Consider the following 16,744-nt stretch of genomic DNA (forward strand, 5'->3'; position numbering starts at 1 on the left):
CGTCGCGTCACGGCCGGCACGCGACGGCCGGCCGTGACGCCCTTCAGTCGACCCGGAGCCGGTAGCCGCGCTTCACCACGGTCTGCACCACGCGGGGCGCGCGCAAGCCGGCCCGTAGCCGGGCCACTGCCATCTCCACTGCGTGCTCGTCCGCGCCCCGGGGCAGTGTCCGCAGCAACGCCGTGCGGGACAGCACCCGGCCCGGGGACTGGGCCAGCGCCCGCAGCACCGCCATCGGCGCGGGCGCGAGTGGCCGCAGCTCACCGTCGATCACCGCGGCGTGCCCGCGCAACGTGAGCAGATGCCCACCGGCCTTGAACGTCACGGTCCGGCGGGGCAGTTCGTCGACGATGGTCCGCACCAGCGCCCCCAACCGGGCCCGGCCGGGCGCGCTCACCGGCACCCCGCGTCGCAGCAACGGCTCGGCGGTCACCGCGCCGACGCAACTGGCCAACACGTCGCTGCGCAACGCGGACAGCACCGCGTCGGTGCGGTCACCGGCGGCCCGCAGCAACGCCTCGGCCGCCGGCGCCGAGGTGAACGTCACAGCGTCCACCAGCCGGCCGGCGATCAGGTCGATCAACCGGTGCAGCGGCGCCGGGTCGGTCGGCGGCGCCCAGCGGTAGACCGGCACCTCGATGACCGTGGCCCCGGCCGCCTCCAGCGCGAGCGTGCACTCGGGCTGCCGCTCGCCGTGCAGCTGCATGGCGATCACCTGCCCGGCCACCCCACGCCGGCGCAGGTGGTCGACCACCTCGTCGCAGCTCTCCGAGGCGGGCGACCACTGGTCGTGCAGCCCGGCCGCCCGGATCGCGCCGCGCGCCTTCGGCCCGCGCGCCACCACGTACGAGCTGGCCAGCACGGAGCGCAGCGGCTCGGCCAGCCCCCAGCCCTCGGCCGCCTCCAGCCAGCCGCGCATGCCGATGCCGGTGTTGGCCATCAGGATGTCCGGCGGTTGGTCGAGGCAGGCGCGGGTCGCCTCGCGCAGCTCGGTGTCGTCGGACAGCGGCACGATCCGCAGCGCCGGGGCGAGCACCACCCGCGCACCCCGTCGTTCGAGCAGCGCGGCCAACTCGTCGCGCCGCCGGTCGGCGGTCACCCCGATGGTGAAGCCCGCCAGTTCTTCCCGCATCAACCCTCCTGTCGCAGCCGCACCTCGACCAGCCCGTTGCGGCAACGTGCGTCGTGTCGGGCCACTGCCACCCCGGGCAGGTCGAGGCAGTGCCCGCTGCGCAGGTCGTACACCTGCTTGTGCAGCGGTGAGGCGACCGTCGGCACTCCGCCGCGGCTGCCGACGATGCCCCGGGACAGCACGTACGCCCCGGAGACCGGATCGCGGTTGTCGATCGCGAACAGCCCGTCGACCGTCCGGAAGAGTGCGATCTGCACCCCGTCGACCAGGGCGGCGACTCCCCGGTCCGGTTCCAACCGGTCGAGGAGGCAGACGGTGGTCCAGGTCAGCGTGAGGGTCTGGGTCATCGCCGTACCTCCGGTAGGCCGAGGGTGACCGGTTGCCGACGGTGACCGTTTGTCGGCTCGGATCCGGTCGGGGACTGGTCGCGTACGGGCACTGGCTGGCCGCGTTCCCGGGTGAAGGTGATCGACGGGTCGGGTACGTCGGGGGCGTTGACGAAGGAGGTGTAGCGGCGCAGCCGGTCCGGGTCGTCCAGGACGTCGCGCCACTCGTCGGAGTACGACGACACGTGCCGGGCCATCGCCGCGTCGAGGTCCTCGCAGAGCCCGAGCGAGTCGTCCACGATCACCGAGCGCAGGTGGTCGAGGCCGCCGTCCATGGCCTCGATCCAGCCGGCGGTGCGTTGCAGCCGGTCGGCGGTGCGGATGTAATAGATCAGGAATCTGTCGATCAGCCTGATCAGCGCGTCCGTGGACAGATCGGTGGCGAACAGGTCGGCGTGCCGGGGTCGGAAACCACCGTTGCCGCCGACGTAGAGATTCCAGCCGGTCTCGGTGGCGATGATGCCGAAGTCCTTGCTGCGCGCCTCCGCGCACTCCCTGGCGCAACCGGAGACCGCCGACTTGAGCTTGTGCGGAGCCCGCAACCCGCGATAGCGCAGCTCCAGCGCGACGGCCAGCCCCACCGAGTCCTGCACCCCGTACCGGCACCAGGTCTCGCCCACGCACGACTTCACAGTGCGCAGCGCCTTGCCGTACGCGTGACCGGACTCGAAGCCAGCGTCGACCAGCCGCCGCCAGATCTGCGGCAGCTGCTCCACCCGTGCCCCGAACAGGTCGATCCGCTGCCCTCCGGTGATCTTCGTGTAGAGCTGGAAGTCCCGGGCGACCTCGCCGATCACGATCAGCTTCTCCGGGGTGATCTCGCCGCCGGGGATCCGGGGCACCACCGAGTAGCTGCCGTCGCGTTGCAGGTTTGCCAGGAAGTGGTCGTTGGTGTCCTGCAACGACGCCTGTTCGCCGTCGAGCACGTGCCCGCCGCCCAGCGAGGCGAGGATGGACGCCACCACCGGCTTGCAGATGTCGCAGCCGCGGCCCCGACCGTGCTCGGCGACCAGCCGGGAGAAGGTGCGGATGCCGCGGACGCGGACGATCTCGAACAGCTCCCGCCGGCTGACGTCGAAGTGCTCGCAGAGCGCGCTGGACTGCGCCACCCCTGCCGCGTCCAGGAGCTGCTTCAGCATCGGCACGCAGGAGCCGCAGCTGGTGCCGGCCCGGGTGCACGCCTTCAACGCCGGCACGTCCGCGCACCCGTCGGCGATGGCGGCGTCCACGTCGCCCCGGGTCACCGCGTTGCAGGAGCAGACCTGCGCGGTGGCGGGCAGCGCCCCGGCGTCCGCGCCGCCGCCGTCGGGGGCGAGCAGCGCCAGCGGCGCGGCCGGCAGCGGGCCGCCCACACTGGCGCGCAGCGTCGGGTAGGCGCTGGCGTCACCGACCAGCACCCCACCGAGCAGTGTGTGTGCGTCGTCGGAGAGGACCAGCTTCGCGTAGACCCTGGTGGCCGGGTCGGTGAACGTGACGTCCAGGCAGCCCTCGGTCGTGCCGTGGGCGTCGCCGAACGATGCCACGTCGACGCCGAGCAGCTTGAGTTTGGTGGCGGTGTCCGCGCCCGGGAAGGTCGCCGCGCCGCCGACCAGCCGATCGGCCACCACCTCGGCCGTCGCGTACCCCGGTGCGACCAGACCGTGGCAGGTGCCGTCGACCGCGGCGCACTCGCCGACGGCCCAGATCCGCTCGTCGGCGGTGCGGCAGGTCTCGTCGACGAGCACCCCGCCGCGCGGACCCAACGGCAGGCCCGCGTCCCGGGCCAACTGGTCCCGGGGCCGGATGCCGGCGGCCACCACCACCAGCTCGGCGTCGAGGGCGGTGCCGTCGGAGAGTTCCAGGGCCGCGACGCCGCCGTCCGGGCCCTGACGGATCGCTGTGGTCGCCACCCCGAGGTGGGTCCGTACGCCCAACTCGTCGACGTAGCGGCGGAGCATCGCGCCGCCGGCCTGGTCCACCTGCACCGGCATCAACCGGGGCGCGAACTCGACAACGTCGGTGCTCAGGCCGAGCAGTCGCAGGGCATTGGCGGCCTCCAGACCGAGCAGCCCACCACCGATCACCGCCCCGGCCCGCCGGCCCCGTGCGTACTCCCGGATCGCCGCCAGGTCGTCCAGGGTCCGGTAGACGAAGACCCCGGGCAGCTCCGTACCGGCCACCGGCGGCACGAAGGCGTACGACCCGGTGGCGAACACCAGCGCGTCGTAGCGGTATTCGCCGACGGCGGTGGTCACCACCTGCCGGTCCCGGTCGACGGCGGTGGCCGGCTCGCCGAGTCGCAGCCGCACCCCGTCGTGCGGGGTGTGCAGGTTGAGTTCGCTCTCACTCACCCCGTCGAAGTACGCCGAGAGCCGCACCCGGTCGTACGCCGGGCGCCCCTCCTCGGCCAGCACCGTCACCCGCCAGCTGCCCTGTGGGTCGCGGGCGCGCAGCGCGTCCACGAAACGCTGCCCGACCATGCCGTTGCCGATGACGATCAGATCGCCGCCGCTCATCGCGTCACCTCCACCGATTCCGCCTGGCTCAGCCAGTCGACGATGCCGCTCACCGCGTCCCGGCATCCGCCGCATCCGGTGCCGGCCCGGGTCGCGGCCACCACCGCATCGACAGTCCGGGCGCCGGAGCGCCAGCTTCTGACCAGTGCGCCCTTGCTCACCGTGTTGCATTGACAGACAGTGGCCGCGTCCGGCATCAGCGCCGGTGAGGCGGCCGGGGTCGCGCCGACCGCGCCGAGTGCCCGGCCGAGCAGCAGCGCCCGCCGGTCACTCGGCACCGGCTGACCACGGTCGAAGAGTTGGATCACAGTGCCGACCGCCGGGTTGTCGCCGAGCAGGATCGCGCCGATCAACCGCTCGTCCCGGATACGCAACCGGGCGTACGTGCCCCGGGTCGGGTCGGCGAAGGTCAGCTCCTCGCCCGGCCCGCCACTTGCCGCGTCACCCATCGACGCCAGGTCGATGCCGGCGGCCTTCAGCCGGGTCACCACCGGCCGGGGCCGGTACCGGGCCAGTGGGTCCGTCCCGGTCAGCACGTCGGCGAGCACCTGGGCCTGGGCCCAGGCGGGCGCGACCAGCCCGGTGAGCACGCCGTCGTGCTCGGCGCAGTCGCCGATCGCCGAGATGGACCGGTCGGTGGTGCGGAGCCTGTCGTCCACCACCACGCCGCGCCGCACCGTCAGGCCGGCGGCCTGAGCGAGGGCGGTGTCCGGGCGTACGCCGCAGGAGAGCACCAGCAGGTCGGCGCGGAGCGATCGGCCGTCGGCCAGGTCGAGGCGGACACCACTGGCGTCCGCGGCCACGCCGGTCGCCGACAGCCCCAGTTGGACGGTGACGCCGAAACCGGCGAGCGTGCCCGCGAGCACCGCGCCGGCCGCCGGGTCCAGTTGCCGTTCCATCAGGTGCTCTCTCGGGTGCACCACTGTGGTGGCCAGCCCTCGGGTGGCCAGCCCCCGCGCGGCCTCCAGACCGAGCAGCCCGCCGCCGAGGACCAGCGCGCTGCGGGCGCCGTCCGCGGCGGCGAGGATCCGCCGGCAGTCGTCAAGGGTCCGGAAGGGGACCACCCGCTCCGGCAGGTTCGCCGGGTCGAGGCCGGGAAGCGTCGGCACCACCGCCCGCGCGCCGGTGGCCAGCACCAGGTGGTCGTACCCGATTCGTTCGCCGTCGTCGGTACGGACCTCCCGGGCGGACCGGTCGACGGCGACCACCGGTACGCCGCTGCGCAGGTCGACGCCGTGCCCGGCGGCTTCGGTCAGCTCCACGTCCGGCTCGTCGATCCGCCCGGCCAGCAGGGTGGAGAGCAGGATCCGGTTGTACGCGCGGTGCGGCTCGGCCCCGAGCACTGTGACCTTCCGGTCTCCCTCCCGGGCGTGCAGCTCGCCGGCGAGGCGCGCGCCCGCCATCCCGTTGCCGACGATGACCACCCGGGCGGTCATGCCTTCTCCACCCGGACGGCGCAGATCTTGAACTCGGGCATCCCGGAGATCGGGTCCACCGCGTCGTTTGTCACCGAGTTGGCGCGTCCCGCTCCCGCGTAGTGGAACGGGGCGAACACGGTGTCGGGTCGGATCCCGGCGCTGAGCCGGGCCGGAGCGCGGAACTCTCCTCGGCGTGAGGTGACCCGGACCGGGTCGCCGTCGTCGATGCCCAGCCGGGCGGCCAGGTCGGGGTGCAGTTCGACGAACGCCTCCGGGGCGGCGCGCCGCAGCGCTGCCACCCGTCGGGTCTGGGTGCCCGACTGGTACTGGGCCAGCACCCGCCCGGTGGTGAAGTGCAGTGGGTACGTGGCGCAGACCTGCTCGGCGGCCGGCCGGTGGTCGACGGGGTGGAAGCGGGCCCGGCCGTCCGGGGTGGCGAACCGGTCGGCGAACAGTCGTGGCGTGTCCGGCCCGTCCTCGGTCGGGCAGGGCCAGTAGACCCCGTCGTCGGCGTCGATCCGGTCCCAGCTGATGCCGGCGTAGTCGGCGGCCCCACCGGCGGAGGCGCGGCGCAACTCGGCGAAGACGGTGGCCGGGTCGGCCGGGAACCGGGCCGCTGCGACGGCGGCCGGTCGCACGCCGGCCGGGTCGGCGTCCGTCGCTTCGGTGGCGGCCAGCCGCGCCGCCAGGTCGGAGATGATGGCGAGGTCGGTTCGGACGCCGGGCGGGGGCGGACGTAGTGCGCGCCGACGCAGCACCCGACCCTCCAGGTTGGTCATGGTGCCGTCCTCCTCGGCCCACTGAGCGGTGGGCAGCACCACGTCCGCCAGCGCGGCCGTCTCGGAGAGCATCAGGTCGGCGACGACCAGCAGGTCGAGGTCGCGCAGTCGGCCCTCGATCCGGGCCGCGCGGGGTGCCGAGACCACCGGGTTCGACCCGAACACCAGCATCGCGCGCGGGCCACCCGGAGTGCCGAGCGAGTCGAGCAGTTGGTAGGCGGGCACTCCCGGGCCGGGCAGATCGTCGGCCGGCACGCCCCACACCCCGGCCACGTGCTCCCGGGCGGCCGGGTCGTCGATCTTCCGGTAGCCGGGAAGCTGGTCGGCCTTCTGCCCGTGCTCCCGTCCGCCCTGGCCGTTGCCCTGGCCGGTGAGGCAGCCGTACCCCGAACCGTCGCGGCCGGGCAGGCCGAGGGCGAGGGCGAGATTGACGTACGCGGTGACGGTGTCCACCCCCTTGGCGTGCTGCTCCGCGCCGCGCGCGGTCAGGATGATCACGCGACCGCCGGTGCCCAGCGCGCGGGCGGTCGCCTCCAGGTCGGCCACCGGCACCCCGGAGAGCTGTTCGGTGCGGGCCGGCCACCAGGCGGCGACGCCGCGGCGGACCGCGTCGAAGCCGGTGGTGCGGTCGGCCACGTAGGCCCGGTCGACCCAACCCTCGGTGAGGGCGATGTGCAGCAGCGCGTTGGCCACCGCGAGGTCGGTGCCGGGCAGCGGTTGCAGGTGCAGGTCGGCCTGACGGGCGGTGGCGGTGACCCGGGGGTCGATGACGATCAGTTTTCCGCCGTTGCGGCGCTGCTCGGTGAGCCAGCGCACCAGCGGCGGCATGGTCTCCGCCGGGTTCGCGCCGACCAGCAGCAGGGTGTCGGCCCGGCCCAGGTCGGCGAGGGGGAACGGCAGCCCGCGGTCGATGCCGAAGGCGCGCATCCCGGCGGCTGCCGCCGAGGACATGCAGAACCGTCCGTTGTAGTCGATGTGCCGGGTGCGCAGCCCGATCCGGGCGAACTTTCCCAACGCGTACGCCTTCTCGTTGGTCAGGCCACCACCGCCGAAGACGGCGACGGCGTCCCGGCCGGCGTCGTGCTGAACGGCGCGGATGCCGGCGACCACCCGGTCGAGCGCGGTGTCCCAGCTCGCCGGTTGCAGCGCGCCGGTGACCAGGTCGCGCACCAGCGGGGTGGTCAGCCGCTCCGGGTGGTCGAGCAGTTCGGCGGCGGTCCAACCCTTCTGGCAGAGCCCGCCCCGGTTGGTGGGGAACTGGCGCGGGTGGACCGTCACCCCGGCGTCGTCCGCGCGCAGTGTCATCCCGCACTGCAGGGCGCAGTACGGGCAGTGCGTCGCCACCTCCCGGGGCGTCCGCCCCGGTGTAGTTGCCGACCGTGCACCGTCTGTCATGTCGGGAAAGCGTGCCGCCGGGCGGTTTCCGGTCCGGGTCCCTTCTGTTTCGGTCCTGTCAAGTGGGGCTCACACCGCACGGGGGCAGCGGGTGTGACGGATGGGTGGTGGCGTCCGACCTGCCACCCGCCGGCCGCGACCAGCGCCGCTCGTGTCCCACGGAGCGGTCGGTGCCGTGCTCGACCGAACGCCTTCGCTTACTATGTGGGAAAATTGTCTCACCAAATGGGAGATGGCGATGAGCGTGACGGACGTTTTCGACGCGGTGGCCGGCACCTACGACGAGGCGCGCAGGCGGCTGATCCCGTGCTTCGACGCCTTCTACGGCACCGCCGTCCAGGTGGCCACACCGCCGCTGCGCGCCGCGCTCGCCGCCGGGCGTACCCCGGAGGTGTTGGATCTGGGAGCCGGCACCGGCCTGCTCTCGCTGCTGCTGTCCGCCGCGGTGCCCGGAGTCCGGCTGACCCTGGTGGACGGAGCACCGGCGATGCTCGCCCGCGCCACCGACCAGTTGGACGCGCGGTCCGTGCCGCACCGGACGGTCCACGCCGACCTGGCCGACGAGTTGCCGCCGGGCCGGTACGACGCGGTGGTCAGCGCGCTGGCGATCCACCACCTGGACGACGCCGGCAAGCGGGCGCTCTACCGGCGGGCCGCCGCCGCGCTGGCACCGGGCGGGGTGTTCGTCAACGCCGAGCAGGTCGCCGGCCCGACCCCGGAGCTGGACCGGCGCTACGACGAGGTGTGGCTGGCGGGGATCACCGAGCGGGGCGCGTCCCCCGACGAGATCGCGGGCTCCCGGGAGCGGATGCGCCACGACCGCCCGGCGACAGTGGCCGACCAGTGCCGGTGGCTCGCCGAGGCGGGCCTGGCCGACGTCGACTGCTACTTCAAGGAGTGGCGCTTCGCGGTGTTCGGCGGTCGGGCCCGGTAGGCCCGCCGGAATGTGCGTTTCGCCGCCCGGGGGTGAGCCGCTGATCGCGGGGATGACTGTTGGTCACACCGGTGGGTAATCTGCTCGGCATGACTGCCAAGGTGACTCTCTCGTTCACGGACGAGACGATCGAGGAAGCGCGGCGGTTCGCCAAGCGCGAGGGGCTGTCGCTCTCCGCGTGGATGGACCAGGCCGCCCGGGAGAAGGCGCTGCGCGAGGTCTTCACCGCGCATGCCGCCGCCGTGGGCCGCGCCAGCCTTGATCTGGAGTCCGCCGCCCTCGCCGACGCCCGCGAGGTGGGCATGGTCAACGACCTGTTCTCCGGCGGACGGCCGCGTGCTGCGTAGGGGTGAGATCTGGCGCATCGAGGGCGCCCGGGAACGCCTCGGCCTCGTGATCAGCTCGGACGTCTACAACTCCACAGACGTGCCCATCGTGATTGTGGTCGAGGTGGTCGAGGAGTCGCTGCTGCGGGACTCGCCGCTCGCCGTCGCGATGGGCAGGTACGTGGTGATGCCCGACCGGATCTCCTCGCCCATGAAGAAGTGGTTCACCGAGTGCGTGGACGTCGCCGACACCGACACGATGCTGAGGGTCGGCCGCGCGCTGCGCATCCTCCAGCAGCTCTGACCGCGCCGCCGCGGTGGAGTGCTCACCATCGCCGCCGGCCGGTGGTGCGATCCCCGTTTCCGGCCCGACCCGCGACGGGCACTGCCAGGTAACCGGGCGTTCCTAGCGTCTCCCCTCGTCACATCGACGAGGAGGAGCCGCCGTGAGCACGCTCACCAGCACCGTAGTCACCGCCGAGCCGCCTGCCGTCACCGGTCGCCGGCAACCGTTGCACGACTGGCGCCCCGAGGACCCGGACTTCTGGCAGGCCACCGGCGCGCCGATCGCGCGCCGCAACCTCTGGGTCTCGATCTTCGCGGAGCACGTCGGCTTCTCGGTGTGGAGTCTCTGGTCGGTCACCGTGCTCTTCCTCGGCCCCGCGTACGGCATCGATCCGGCCGGGAAGTTCCTGCTCACCGCCGTGCCGGCCGCGTTGGGCGCGGTGCTGCGGCTGCCGTACACGCTGGCGGTGGCCCGCTTCGGCGGGCGACGCTGGACGATCATCAGCGCCCTGCTGTTGCTGGTGCCCGCGGTGCCGATGACGGTGCTGCTGGAACCCGGGGTGTCCTACTCCACCCTGATGGTGCTCGCCTGCCTCACCGGGGTCGGTGGCGGCAACTTCGCCTCCTCGATGGCGAACATCAACCTGTTCTATCCGCAGCGGCTCAAGGGGCGGGCGCTCGGGCTCAACGCCGGTGGCGGCAACCTGGGCGTACCCGCCGTGCAACTGGTCGGCCTGGCGGTCCTCGCCACCGCGGGTGCCGCGTACCCCCGGTTGGTGCCGGCGGTCTACCTGCCGCTGATCGTGTTGGCCGCGCTGGCGGCGGCCCGCTGGTTGGACACGGTGCCCGGGGCGCGCAACGAGCCGGGCGCGCTGCGTGAGGCGGCCCGCGACCCGCACACCTGGGTGATGTCGCTGCTCTACATCGGCACCTTCGGCTCGTTCATCGGCTTCGGGTTCGCCTTCGGTCAGGTGCTCCAGCTCCAGTTCGCCGAGCGGTTCCCCACCCCGGTCGACGCCGCCTGGCTGACCTTCCTGGGACCGCTTGTCGGTTCGCTGATCCGGCCGCTGGGCGGGCACCTCGCCGACCGGTTGGGCGGGGCCCGGGTGACCTTCTGGAACTTCGTGGCGATGGCGGCCGGCGCGAGCACCGTGCTCTACGCGGCCCGGGAGCGATCGTTCGAGCTCTACCTGGCCGGGTTCCTGGCCCTCTTCGTCTTCTCCGGCGTCGGCAACGGCTCCACGTACAAGATGATCCCGGCGATCTTCCGGGCCCGGTCGGCGGACGCGGTGGCGACGGGTCAGCGTGATCCGGAGGCTGCCGCCCGGTGGGCGCGGCGGATGACCGGCGCGTTGATCGGCATCGCGGGTGCGATCGGCGCCTTCGGCGGGGTGCTTGTCAACATCGCGTTCCGCCAGTCGTTCCTCAGCTCGGGCAACGCCGACGCCGCCTACCTGGCCTTCATCGGCTGGTACGCGTTGTGCTTCGCGGTCACCTGGGTCGTCTACCGTCGTCCGAGGGCCGGTCGACTCGCCAACGTGTGAGCTGAGCCACCCTCGGCGCGTCGCCGCGCGGGACCGTACCCCCGTTTTGACCTGCGGACGGGGCGCCGGGTATCGTTGCCTGCTGTTGTACGACATCCAGAGGCGTGCCCCATCAGGTACGCTTGGTCGTTCGTGCGCGCTGGTCCGGCCTGCTAGATCTGGTCACCTCGGCGCGCGACCCCAGACCGACGACGAGACAAGGTAGACCTGTGCGTACGTACAGCCCGAAGCCGGGTGAGATCGAGCGTCAGTGGCACGTCATCGACGCCTCTGATGTCGTGCTGGGCCGCCTGGCCACCCACGCCGCCACGTTGCTGCGTGGTAAGCACAAGCCGACTTTCGCGCCGCACGTCGACACGGGCGACTTCGTCGTCATCGTGAACGCGGGCAAGGTTGCGCTGACCGGCAACAAGCGCCAGACCAAGGTCGCTTACCGCCACTCCGGTTACCCGGGTGGTCTGAAGCAGATCGGCTACGACGAGCTGCTGACCAAGCGTCCCGAGCGAGCCATCGAGCTGGCTGTGAAGGGGATGCTCCCGCACAACAAGCTCGGCCGTCAGCTGATCAAGAAGCTGAAGGTCTACGCCGGTGCCGAGCACCCGCACCTCGCGCAGCAGCCGGTGCCGTTCGAGATCAAGCAGATCGCGCAGTGAGCGCGGGCGAAGGAAGCAGCATGACCGACATCATCGAGACCGAGGTCGCCCCGGAAGCCCCTGAGGCCACCGAGGCGCCGGCGCCCGTTGCCCGCGCGCCTCGTGGTGACCGGCCGATCCAGACCGTGGGCCGCCGCAAGGAGGCCATCGTCCGGGTCCGCATCGTCCCGGGCACCGGCAAGATCACCTGCAACGGCCAGGACCTCGAGGCCTACTTCCCGAGCAAGGTGCACCAGCAGCTCATCAAGGACCCGCTGGTCACCGCCGAGAAGCTCGAGCAGTTCGACGTCATCGCGAACCTGCGTGGCGGCGGCACCACCGGCCAGGCTGGTGCGCTGCGGCTGGGCATCGCCCGCGCGCTGATCATCAACGAGCCGGACGACCGCCCGGCCCTGAAGAAGGCCGGCTTCCTCACCCGTGACGCCCGGGTCAAGGAGAGCAAGAAGTACGGCCTCAAGAAGGCCCGTAAGGCTCCCCAGTACTCGAAGCGCTGATCTTTCCCAGCGCGTTGTACTTCTGACGGACGGCCGGTCCGCCTCCCCCTCGTCGGGGGGAGGTGGGTCGGCCGTTCCGCTTTCTCCTCACTGGCAGTGCTCTTTCGGAGGTTGGCGGGTATGGGTCGGTTGTTCGGCACTGACGGCGTACGCGGGCGGGCGAACGCGGATCTCACCCCGGAGCTGGCGTTGGCGCTCGCGGTGGCCGCCGCGCACACTCTCGCCGAGACGGACCGCAGCCATCCGCCGCTCGCCGTCGTCGGCCGGGACACCCGCGCCAGCGGCGAGATGCTGGAGGCCGCCGTGGTCGCCGGGCTGACCAGTGCCGGCGCCAACGTGGTGCGGGTCGGCGTGCTGCCCACCCCCGCGGTGGCGTTCCTCACCGCCGAGGCCAAGGCCGACCTGGGTGTGATGCTCTCCGCGTCACACAACCCGATGCCGGACAACGGCATCAAGCTCTTCGCCGCCGGTGGGCACAAGCTGCCCGACGAGATCGAGATGCAGATCGAGGCGGCCGTCGAGACGAACGCCACCACCGCCTGGGACCGCCCGATCGGTGCCGGCGTCGGCCGGGTGCACGACCTGCTCGACGGTGCCGACCACTACGTCCAGCACCTGGTGGGCACCGTTCCGCACCGGCTCGACGGGATCAAGGTCGTTGTCGACTGCGCCAACGGCGCCGCCGCCGAGGTCGCCCCCGTCGCCTACCGGGAGGCCGGCGCGGAGGTCATCGCCATCCACGCGGAGCCCGACGGGCTGAACATCAACGACGACTGTGGCTCCAACCACATCGAGGCGCTGCGCGCCGCAGTGGTCGAGCACGGCGCCCACCTGGGCATCGCCCACGACGGCGACGCCGACCGCTGTCTGGCGGTCACCGCCGACGGCGACGAGGTCGACGGCGACCAGGTCATGGCGATCCTCGCGCTGGCCATGCGGGACGCCGGCACGCTCACCCAGGACACCCTGGTGGCCACCGTGATGAGCAACCTCGGGCTGCGGCTCGCGATGTCCGCGCAGGGCATCCGCCTGATCGAGACCAAGGTCGGCGACCGGTACGTGCTGGAGGAGCTGCGCGCCTCCGGACTGGCGCTCGGCGGTGAGCAGAGCGGCCACATCGTCATGCCCGCGCACGCCACCACCGGCGACGGGGTGCTCACCGGCCTGCACCTGATGGCTCGGATGGCGGCCACCGGCCAGTCCCTCGCCGAGCTGGCCTCGGTGGTCACCAAGCTGCCCCAGGTGCTGATCAACGTGCCGGTCGGTGACCGGACCGTCGGCGCCGCCGCACCCGTCGTGCGCGCAGAGGTCGAGCGGGCCGAGGCGGAGCTGGGGGAGACCGGCCGGGTGCTGCTGCGCCCGTCGGGCACCGAGCCGCTGGTCCGGGTGATGGTCGAGGCGGCCACCGAGGCGACCGCCCGTGAGGTGGCCGAGCGGATCGCCGAGCTGGTCCGCACCGCGAGCCCGGTCGCCTAGGGCCTGTTTCATAAGGGCGGTCGAGCCGAGGCGGAGTCCGGGCGGCGATCCGGCAAGGCGCGGTTCCGGCCGGATACCGGTGTTGTATCCGGCCGAAACCGCAACGCCGCCGGTCGTCGTCCGGGCCCGCCGCAGGCCGGCCAGTTCTTATGAAACAGGCCCTAGTCTCCTGAGTCGCTAGAAGCTTTATTGATCTGGGTGCAGTAGTTGGCGAGGTTATCGAGGATCTGGTCGGCGGTTTTGGTCCAGACAAAGGGTTTCGGGTCGTCGTTCCATGCCGCGATCCAGGCGTTGACGTCGTCTTCGAGAGCCTTGACGCTGCGGTGCGTGGAGCGGCGGAGCTTGCGGTTGGTCAGTTCAGCGAACCAGCGTTCGACCAGGTTGAGCCAACTCCCGGAGGTTGGTGTGAAGTGCAGGTGGAAGCGGGGATGCGCGGCCAGCCAGGTACGGATCGCCGGGGTCTTGTGCGTGGCGTAGTTGTCGCAGATCAGGTGCAGGTCCAACTCGGGCGGCGTGCTGGCGTCGATGGTCTTGAGGAATCGCAGGAACTCCTGATGGCGGTGCCGACGCTGGTGCTGGCCCATCACCTTGCCGGTGGCGATATCCAGCGCGGCGAACAGGCTCGTCGTGCCGTGCCGCACATAGTCGTGAGTGCGGCGCTCAGGCACGCCCGGCATCATCGGCAGCATCGGCGCGGTGCGATCGAGGGCCTGCATCTGGGACTTCTCGTCGACGGCGAGGACCATCGCCTTGTCCGGCGGATCGAGATACAACCCGACCACGTCACGGACCTTATCGATGAACAGCGGATCAGTGGACAGCTTCCAGGTGTCCACCAGGTGTGGTTTGAGCCCGAACGCCCGCCAGATCCTCGATACGGCCGTCTGGTTGAGCCCGGCCGCCTTCGCCATCGATCGGGTTGACCAGTGGCTATCCCGGTTGGACGGCACCTCTTCGAGGGTCTTGACGATGACCGCCTCGACCTGCGCGTCGGTAATCTTCCGCGGTGCGCCAGGACGAGACTCGTCCTGCAGCCCTGCCAGTTGCTGCGCGATGAACCGCTTGCGCCACTTCCCAACCGTTGGCAGCGACACCCCGAGCTGCCGTGAGACCTCACTGTTGGACAGGCCATCCGCGCACGCCAACACGATCCGCGCACGCAACGCCAACGCCTGCGCCGTTTTTCCACGACGAGCCCAGCCCTGCAACACGTCCCGATCCTCGGCGTTCAACACCAGCGACGCCAACTTCGGACCACGACCATCACCCATGCCATCAATCTAGCAATGAATCAACGACTCAGCACACTAGGTCAATTGGACGCTGTGGAGCTGAACCGTTGACGGCATCAGCTCCACAGCTCGACGTCAGCCGCTCGGGGTCAGGGCGCGCAGCCGGGTGACCGCCTCGGTCAGCACCTCGGGGCGCTTGCAGAAGGCGAACCGGACGAGCCGCCGACCCGCGTCGACGTCGTCGTAGAAGACCTGGGTCGGCACCGCCACCACACCGCAGCGCTCCGGCAACGAGCGGCAGAACTCCACCCCGTCCCGGCCGCCGAGGGCGGTGATGTCGGCGGTGACGAAGTACGTCCCCTCCGAGTCGAGCACCTCGAACCCGGCGTCGGTCAGACCACCGACGAGCTGGTCACGCCGCTGCTGGAGACTGTCCCGGAAGCCGGTGTAGTAGTCGTCCGGCAGGGCCAGCGCCACGGCCACCGCCGGTTGCAGCGGCGCGGCGTTGACATAGGTGAGGAACTGCTTCACCCGGAGCACCGCCGAGACCAGCGCCGCCGGGCCGCTCGCCCAGCCGACCTTCCACCCCGTGCAGGAGAACGTCTTGCCGGCCGACGAGATGCGCAGCGTCCGCTCCCGCATCCCGGGCAGGCTGGCCAGCGGCACGTGGGTGCTCGCCGCGTCGGTGAAGACCAGGTGCTCGTACACCTCGTCGGTGACCGCGTACGCGCCAAACTCCTGGCACAACTCGGCGACCTGCGCCAACTCGGCCGGAGTGAAGACCTTCCCGGTCGGATTGTGCGGAGAGTTCAGCAGCACCAGCCGGGTGCGCGGACCGAACGCCGCACGCAACGCCGCCGGGTCGAAGTCGTACCGGCCGTCGGCAGTGGGACGCAGCGTCACCGGTCGGCGGACCGCGCCGGCCAGCGCGATCGAGGCGGCGTACGAGTCGTAGTACGGCTCGAAGCACACCACCTCGTCGCCCGGTTCGCAGAGCGCGAGGATGCTCGCCGCCACCGCCTCGGTCGCGCCCGCCGTGATCACGATCTCGCCGTCCGGGTCGTACTCCAGGTCGTGGAACCGCCGCTGATGGGCCGCGACGGCCGCGCGCAGGGCGGGGATCCCCGGGCCGGGCGGGTACTGGTTCTGCCCGCCGCGCAGCGCCTCGGCAGCGGCGGCCAGCATCTCCGGCGGGCCGTCGGTGTCGGGGAAGCCCTGCCCGAGGTTGACCGCGCCGGTGCGTACGGCGAGGGCGGACATCTCGGCGAAGATCGTCGTGCCGAACGGCCGCATCCGGGCCACCAGCGGGTCGACATCGGTGCTCGTCGTCACGCCCGCCAGCCTACGGGCCAGCCGGGTCAACTCGACCCCGGCGGTTCAGCCGAAGCAGCTGGCCCGCCACGCCGCTTCGCTGACCCGTTCCGTCACCGGCGTGCCACCGTCGATGGTGACGGAGCAGGCCATCGAATCTCCGGTGCCGACGGTCCTGCTGACCTGCACCAACACATGGTCCCGTCGGTCCGTGCGAATGTTCGCGCGCCACGGCAGCTGCACCGCGTCCAGCCAGATTTTTTCGCCGTTCGCGTCGTCGTAGAGGATGTCGGCCCGCCCCTGTCCGGTCACCTCGTAGACCACCTGCACCTGACCGGGGCCGGTGGACGGCGTTGTCGCGGGTCGAGCTGAGGCGTTCTGCGTCGGCTCCGGGGTGGCGACCGTCGGAGCCGCAGTCTGCCGGGGATCGGCGGTGAGCGACTCGGCCGGGGGCTGGTCGTCGGGCCGGAGCAGCGCGTACCCGCCGAGACCGCCGAGCAGGAGCGCCACCGCGAGGGCCGCGCTGGTCAGCACCCGCCGGCGGGGGTGTGGGTCGCCGGGCTGGGGCTCGACGCCGGCGGGCGGAACCGGGGCGGCATCGGGCCGCGCCGACGGATCGGGCGATGACGGATCGGAGGGTGGCGTTCCCTCGGGCATGACTGCTCCAGTCAGGATTAGCGGACAACCGCGCAAGCGGTTCGCCCGGGCTTCGCAGGGGCGCGGCAGAGCCTACCCAAGGGAGGTGACGCAACTTCCGCCACTTTCGCCTCGGCAGCCACTGTGCTGGGGGTGGCGTGGACGCGGGTGGGTCACCGGTGAGCCGGTGCCCGCCCCGCTGCTTGCGGCCTCGCTGTGCGGGTAGAAGGGAGCTGCGGCCCGAGTCG

At 71.9% G+C, this 16,744-nt stretch carries 15 protein-coding genes; 7 read left to right on the forward strand and 8 right to left on the reverse strand.

The annotated features are described in order from the left end of the window. Nucleotides 1-43 precede the first annotated feature (43 nt). Genes OH804_RS31940 through OH804_RS31960 form a run of 5 tightly spaced genes read right to left on the reverse strand, consistent with a single transcriptional unit; the run spans nt 44 to nt 7,605 of the window. The gene (locus tag OH804_RS31940; RefSeq protein ID WP_091402337.1) at nt 44-1,132 is read right to left on the reverse strand and encodes a uroporphyrinogen-III synthase; all 1,089 of its coding nucleotides are present in this window, start codon (nt 1,130-1,132) and stop codon (nt 44-46) included. Beyond that, nucleotides 1,132-1,479 (reverse strand): nitrite reductase small subunit NirD, encoded by a 348-nt coding sequence (nirD, locus tag OH804_RS31945; protein ID WP_196919786.1) that lies wholly within the window; start codon nt 1,477-1,479, stop codon nt 1,132-1,134. The genes OH804_RS31940 and nirD overlap by 1 nt, the downstream gene beginning before the upstream one ends. Continuing rightward, complete coding sequence (nirB, locus tag OH804_RS31950) at nt 1,476-4,013, reverse strand: nitrite reductase large subunit NirB (protein WP_406061327.1); 2,538 nt, start codon at nt 4,011-4,013, stop codon at nt 1,476-1,478. Before nirB ends, nirD begins: the two co-directional genes overlap by 4 nt. Next, a complete protein-coding gene (locus OH804_RS31955) occupies nt 4,010-5,449 on the reverse strand; it encodes an FAD-dependent oxidoreductase (protein ID WP_406061329.1) in 1,440 nt (479 codons plus the stop codon). The genes nirB and OH804_RS31955 overlap by 4 nt, the downstream gene beginning before the upstream one ends. Beyond that, nucleotides 5,446-7,605, reverse strand: a complete 2,160-nt coding sequence (locus OH804_RS31960) for a molybdopterin oxidoreductase family protein (protein WP_406061331.1) — start codon at nt 7,603-7,605, stop codon at nt 5,446-5,448. The genes OH804_RS31955 and OH804_RS31960 overlap by 4 nt, the downstream gene beginning before the upstream one ends. Nucleotides 7,606-7,843: 238 nt before the next feature. Between OH804_RS31960 and OH804_RS31965 the strand changes: the two genes are divergently transcribed. The 7 genes from OH804_RS31965 to glmM all read left to right on the forward strand — a co-directional run bounded on the left by OH804_RS31965 (nt 7,844) and on the right by glmM (nt 13,317). Continuing rightward, nucleotides 7,844-8,539 (forward strand): class I SAM-dependent methyltransferase, encoded by a 696-nt coding sequence (locus OH804_RS31965; RefSeq protein WP_196919782.1) that lies wholly within the window; start codon nt 7,844-7,846, stop codon nt 8,537-8,539. 89 nt (nt 8,540-8,628) lie between these two features. Further along, nucleotides 8,629-8,886 (forward strand): DUF6364 family protein, encoded by a 258-nt coding sequence (locus OH804_RS31970; protein ID WP_091403518.1) that lies wholly within the window; start codon nt 8,629-8,631, stop codon nt 8,884-8,886. Further along, nucleotides 8,876-9,169, forward strand: a complete 294-nt coding sequence (locus OH804_RS31975; RefSeq protein WP_406061334.1) for a hypothetical protein — start codon at nt 8,876-8,878, stop codon at nt 9,167-9,169. Before OH804_RS31970 ends, OH804_RS31975 begins: the two co-directional genes overlap by 11 nt. A gap of 142 nt (nt 9,170-9,311) precedes the next feature. Beyond that, complete coding sequence (locus OH804_RS31980) at nt 9,312-10,694, forward strand: nitrate/nitrite transporter (RefSeq protein ID WP_406061335.1); 1,383 nt, start codon at nt 9,312-9,314, stop codon at nt 10,692-10,694. 209 nt (nt 10,695-10,903) lie between these two features. After that, nucleotides 10,904-11,347 carry a 50S ribosomal protein L13 gene (gene rplM, locus OH804_RS31985; protein WP_053653864.1) on the forward strand — a complete coding sequence of 148 codons (444 nt, stop codon included), beginning with the start codon at nt 10,904-10,906 and terminating at the stop codon, nt 11,345-11,347. A 20-nt stretch (nt 11,348-11,367) separates the two neighbouring features. After that, nucleotides 11,368-11,841, forward strand: coding sequence for a 30S ribosomal protein S9 (rpsI, locus tag OH804_RS31990; RefSeq protein ID WP_112626216.1), 474 nt, complete (start codon nt 11,368-11,370; stop codon nt 11,839-11,841). Between the two features lie 120 nt (nt 11,842-11,961). After that, on the forward strand, nt 11,962-13,317 hold the full coding sequence (glmM, locus tag OH804_RS31995) for a phosphoglucosamine mutase (RefSeq protein ID WP_196919779.1): 1,356 nt from the start codon (nt 11,962-11,964) through the stop codon (nt 13,315-13,317). Between the two features lie 161 nt (nt 13,318-13,478). Here glmM and OH804_RS32000 read toward each other — a convergent pair whose 3' ends face one another. From OH804_RS32000 to OH804_RS32010, 3 genes are all read right to left on the reverse strand, one after another. After that, nucleotides 13,479-14,588 (reverse strand): IS630 family transposase, encoded by a 1,110-nt coding sequence (locus tag OH804_RS32000; RefSeq protein WP_406061338.1) that lies wholly within the window; start codon nt 14,586-14,588, stop codon nt 13,479-13,481. A gap of 96 nt (nt 14,589-14,684) precedes the next feature. Further along, complete coding sequence (locus tag OH804_RS32005; RefSeq protein ID WP_406061340.1) at nt 14,685-15,881, reverse strand: pyridoxal phosphate-dependent aminotransferase; 1,197 nt, start codon at nt 15,879-15,881, stop codon at nt 14,685-14,687. Nucleotides 15,882-15,926: 45 nt separating this feature from the next. Beyond that, a complete protein-coding gene (locus OH804_RS32010; RefSeq protein WP_406061342.1) occupies nt 15,927-16,517 on the reverse strand; it encodes an MmpS family transport accessory protein in 591 nt (196 codons plus the stop codon). Nucleotides 16,518-16,744: the final 227 nt, after the last annotated feature.

This window comes from Micromonospora sp. NBC_00860, assembly GCF_045207375.1.
In the GTDB taxonomy this organism is placed as follows: domain Bacteria; phylum Actinomycetota; class Actinomycetes; order Mycobacteriales; family Micromonosporaceae; genus Micromonospora; species Micromonospora vinacea.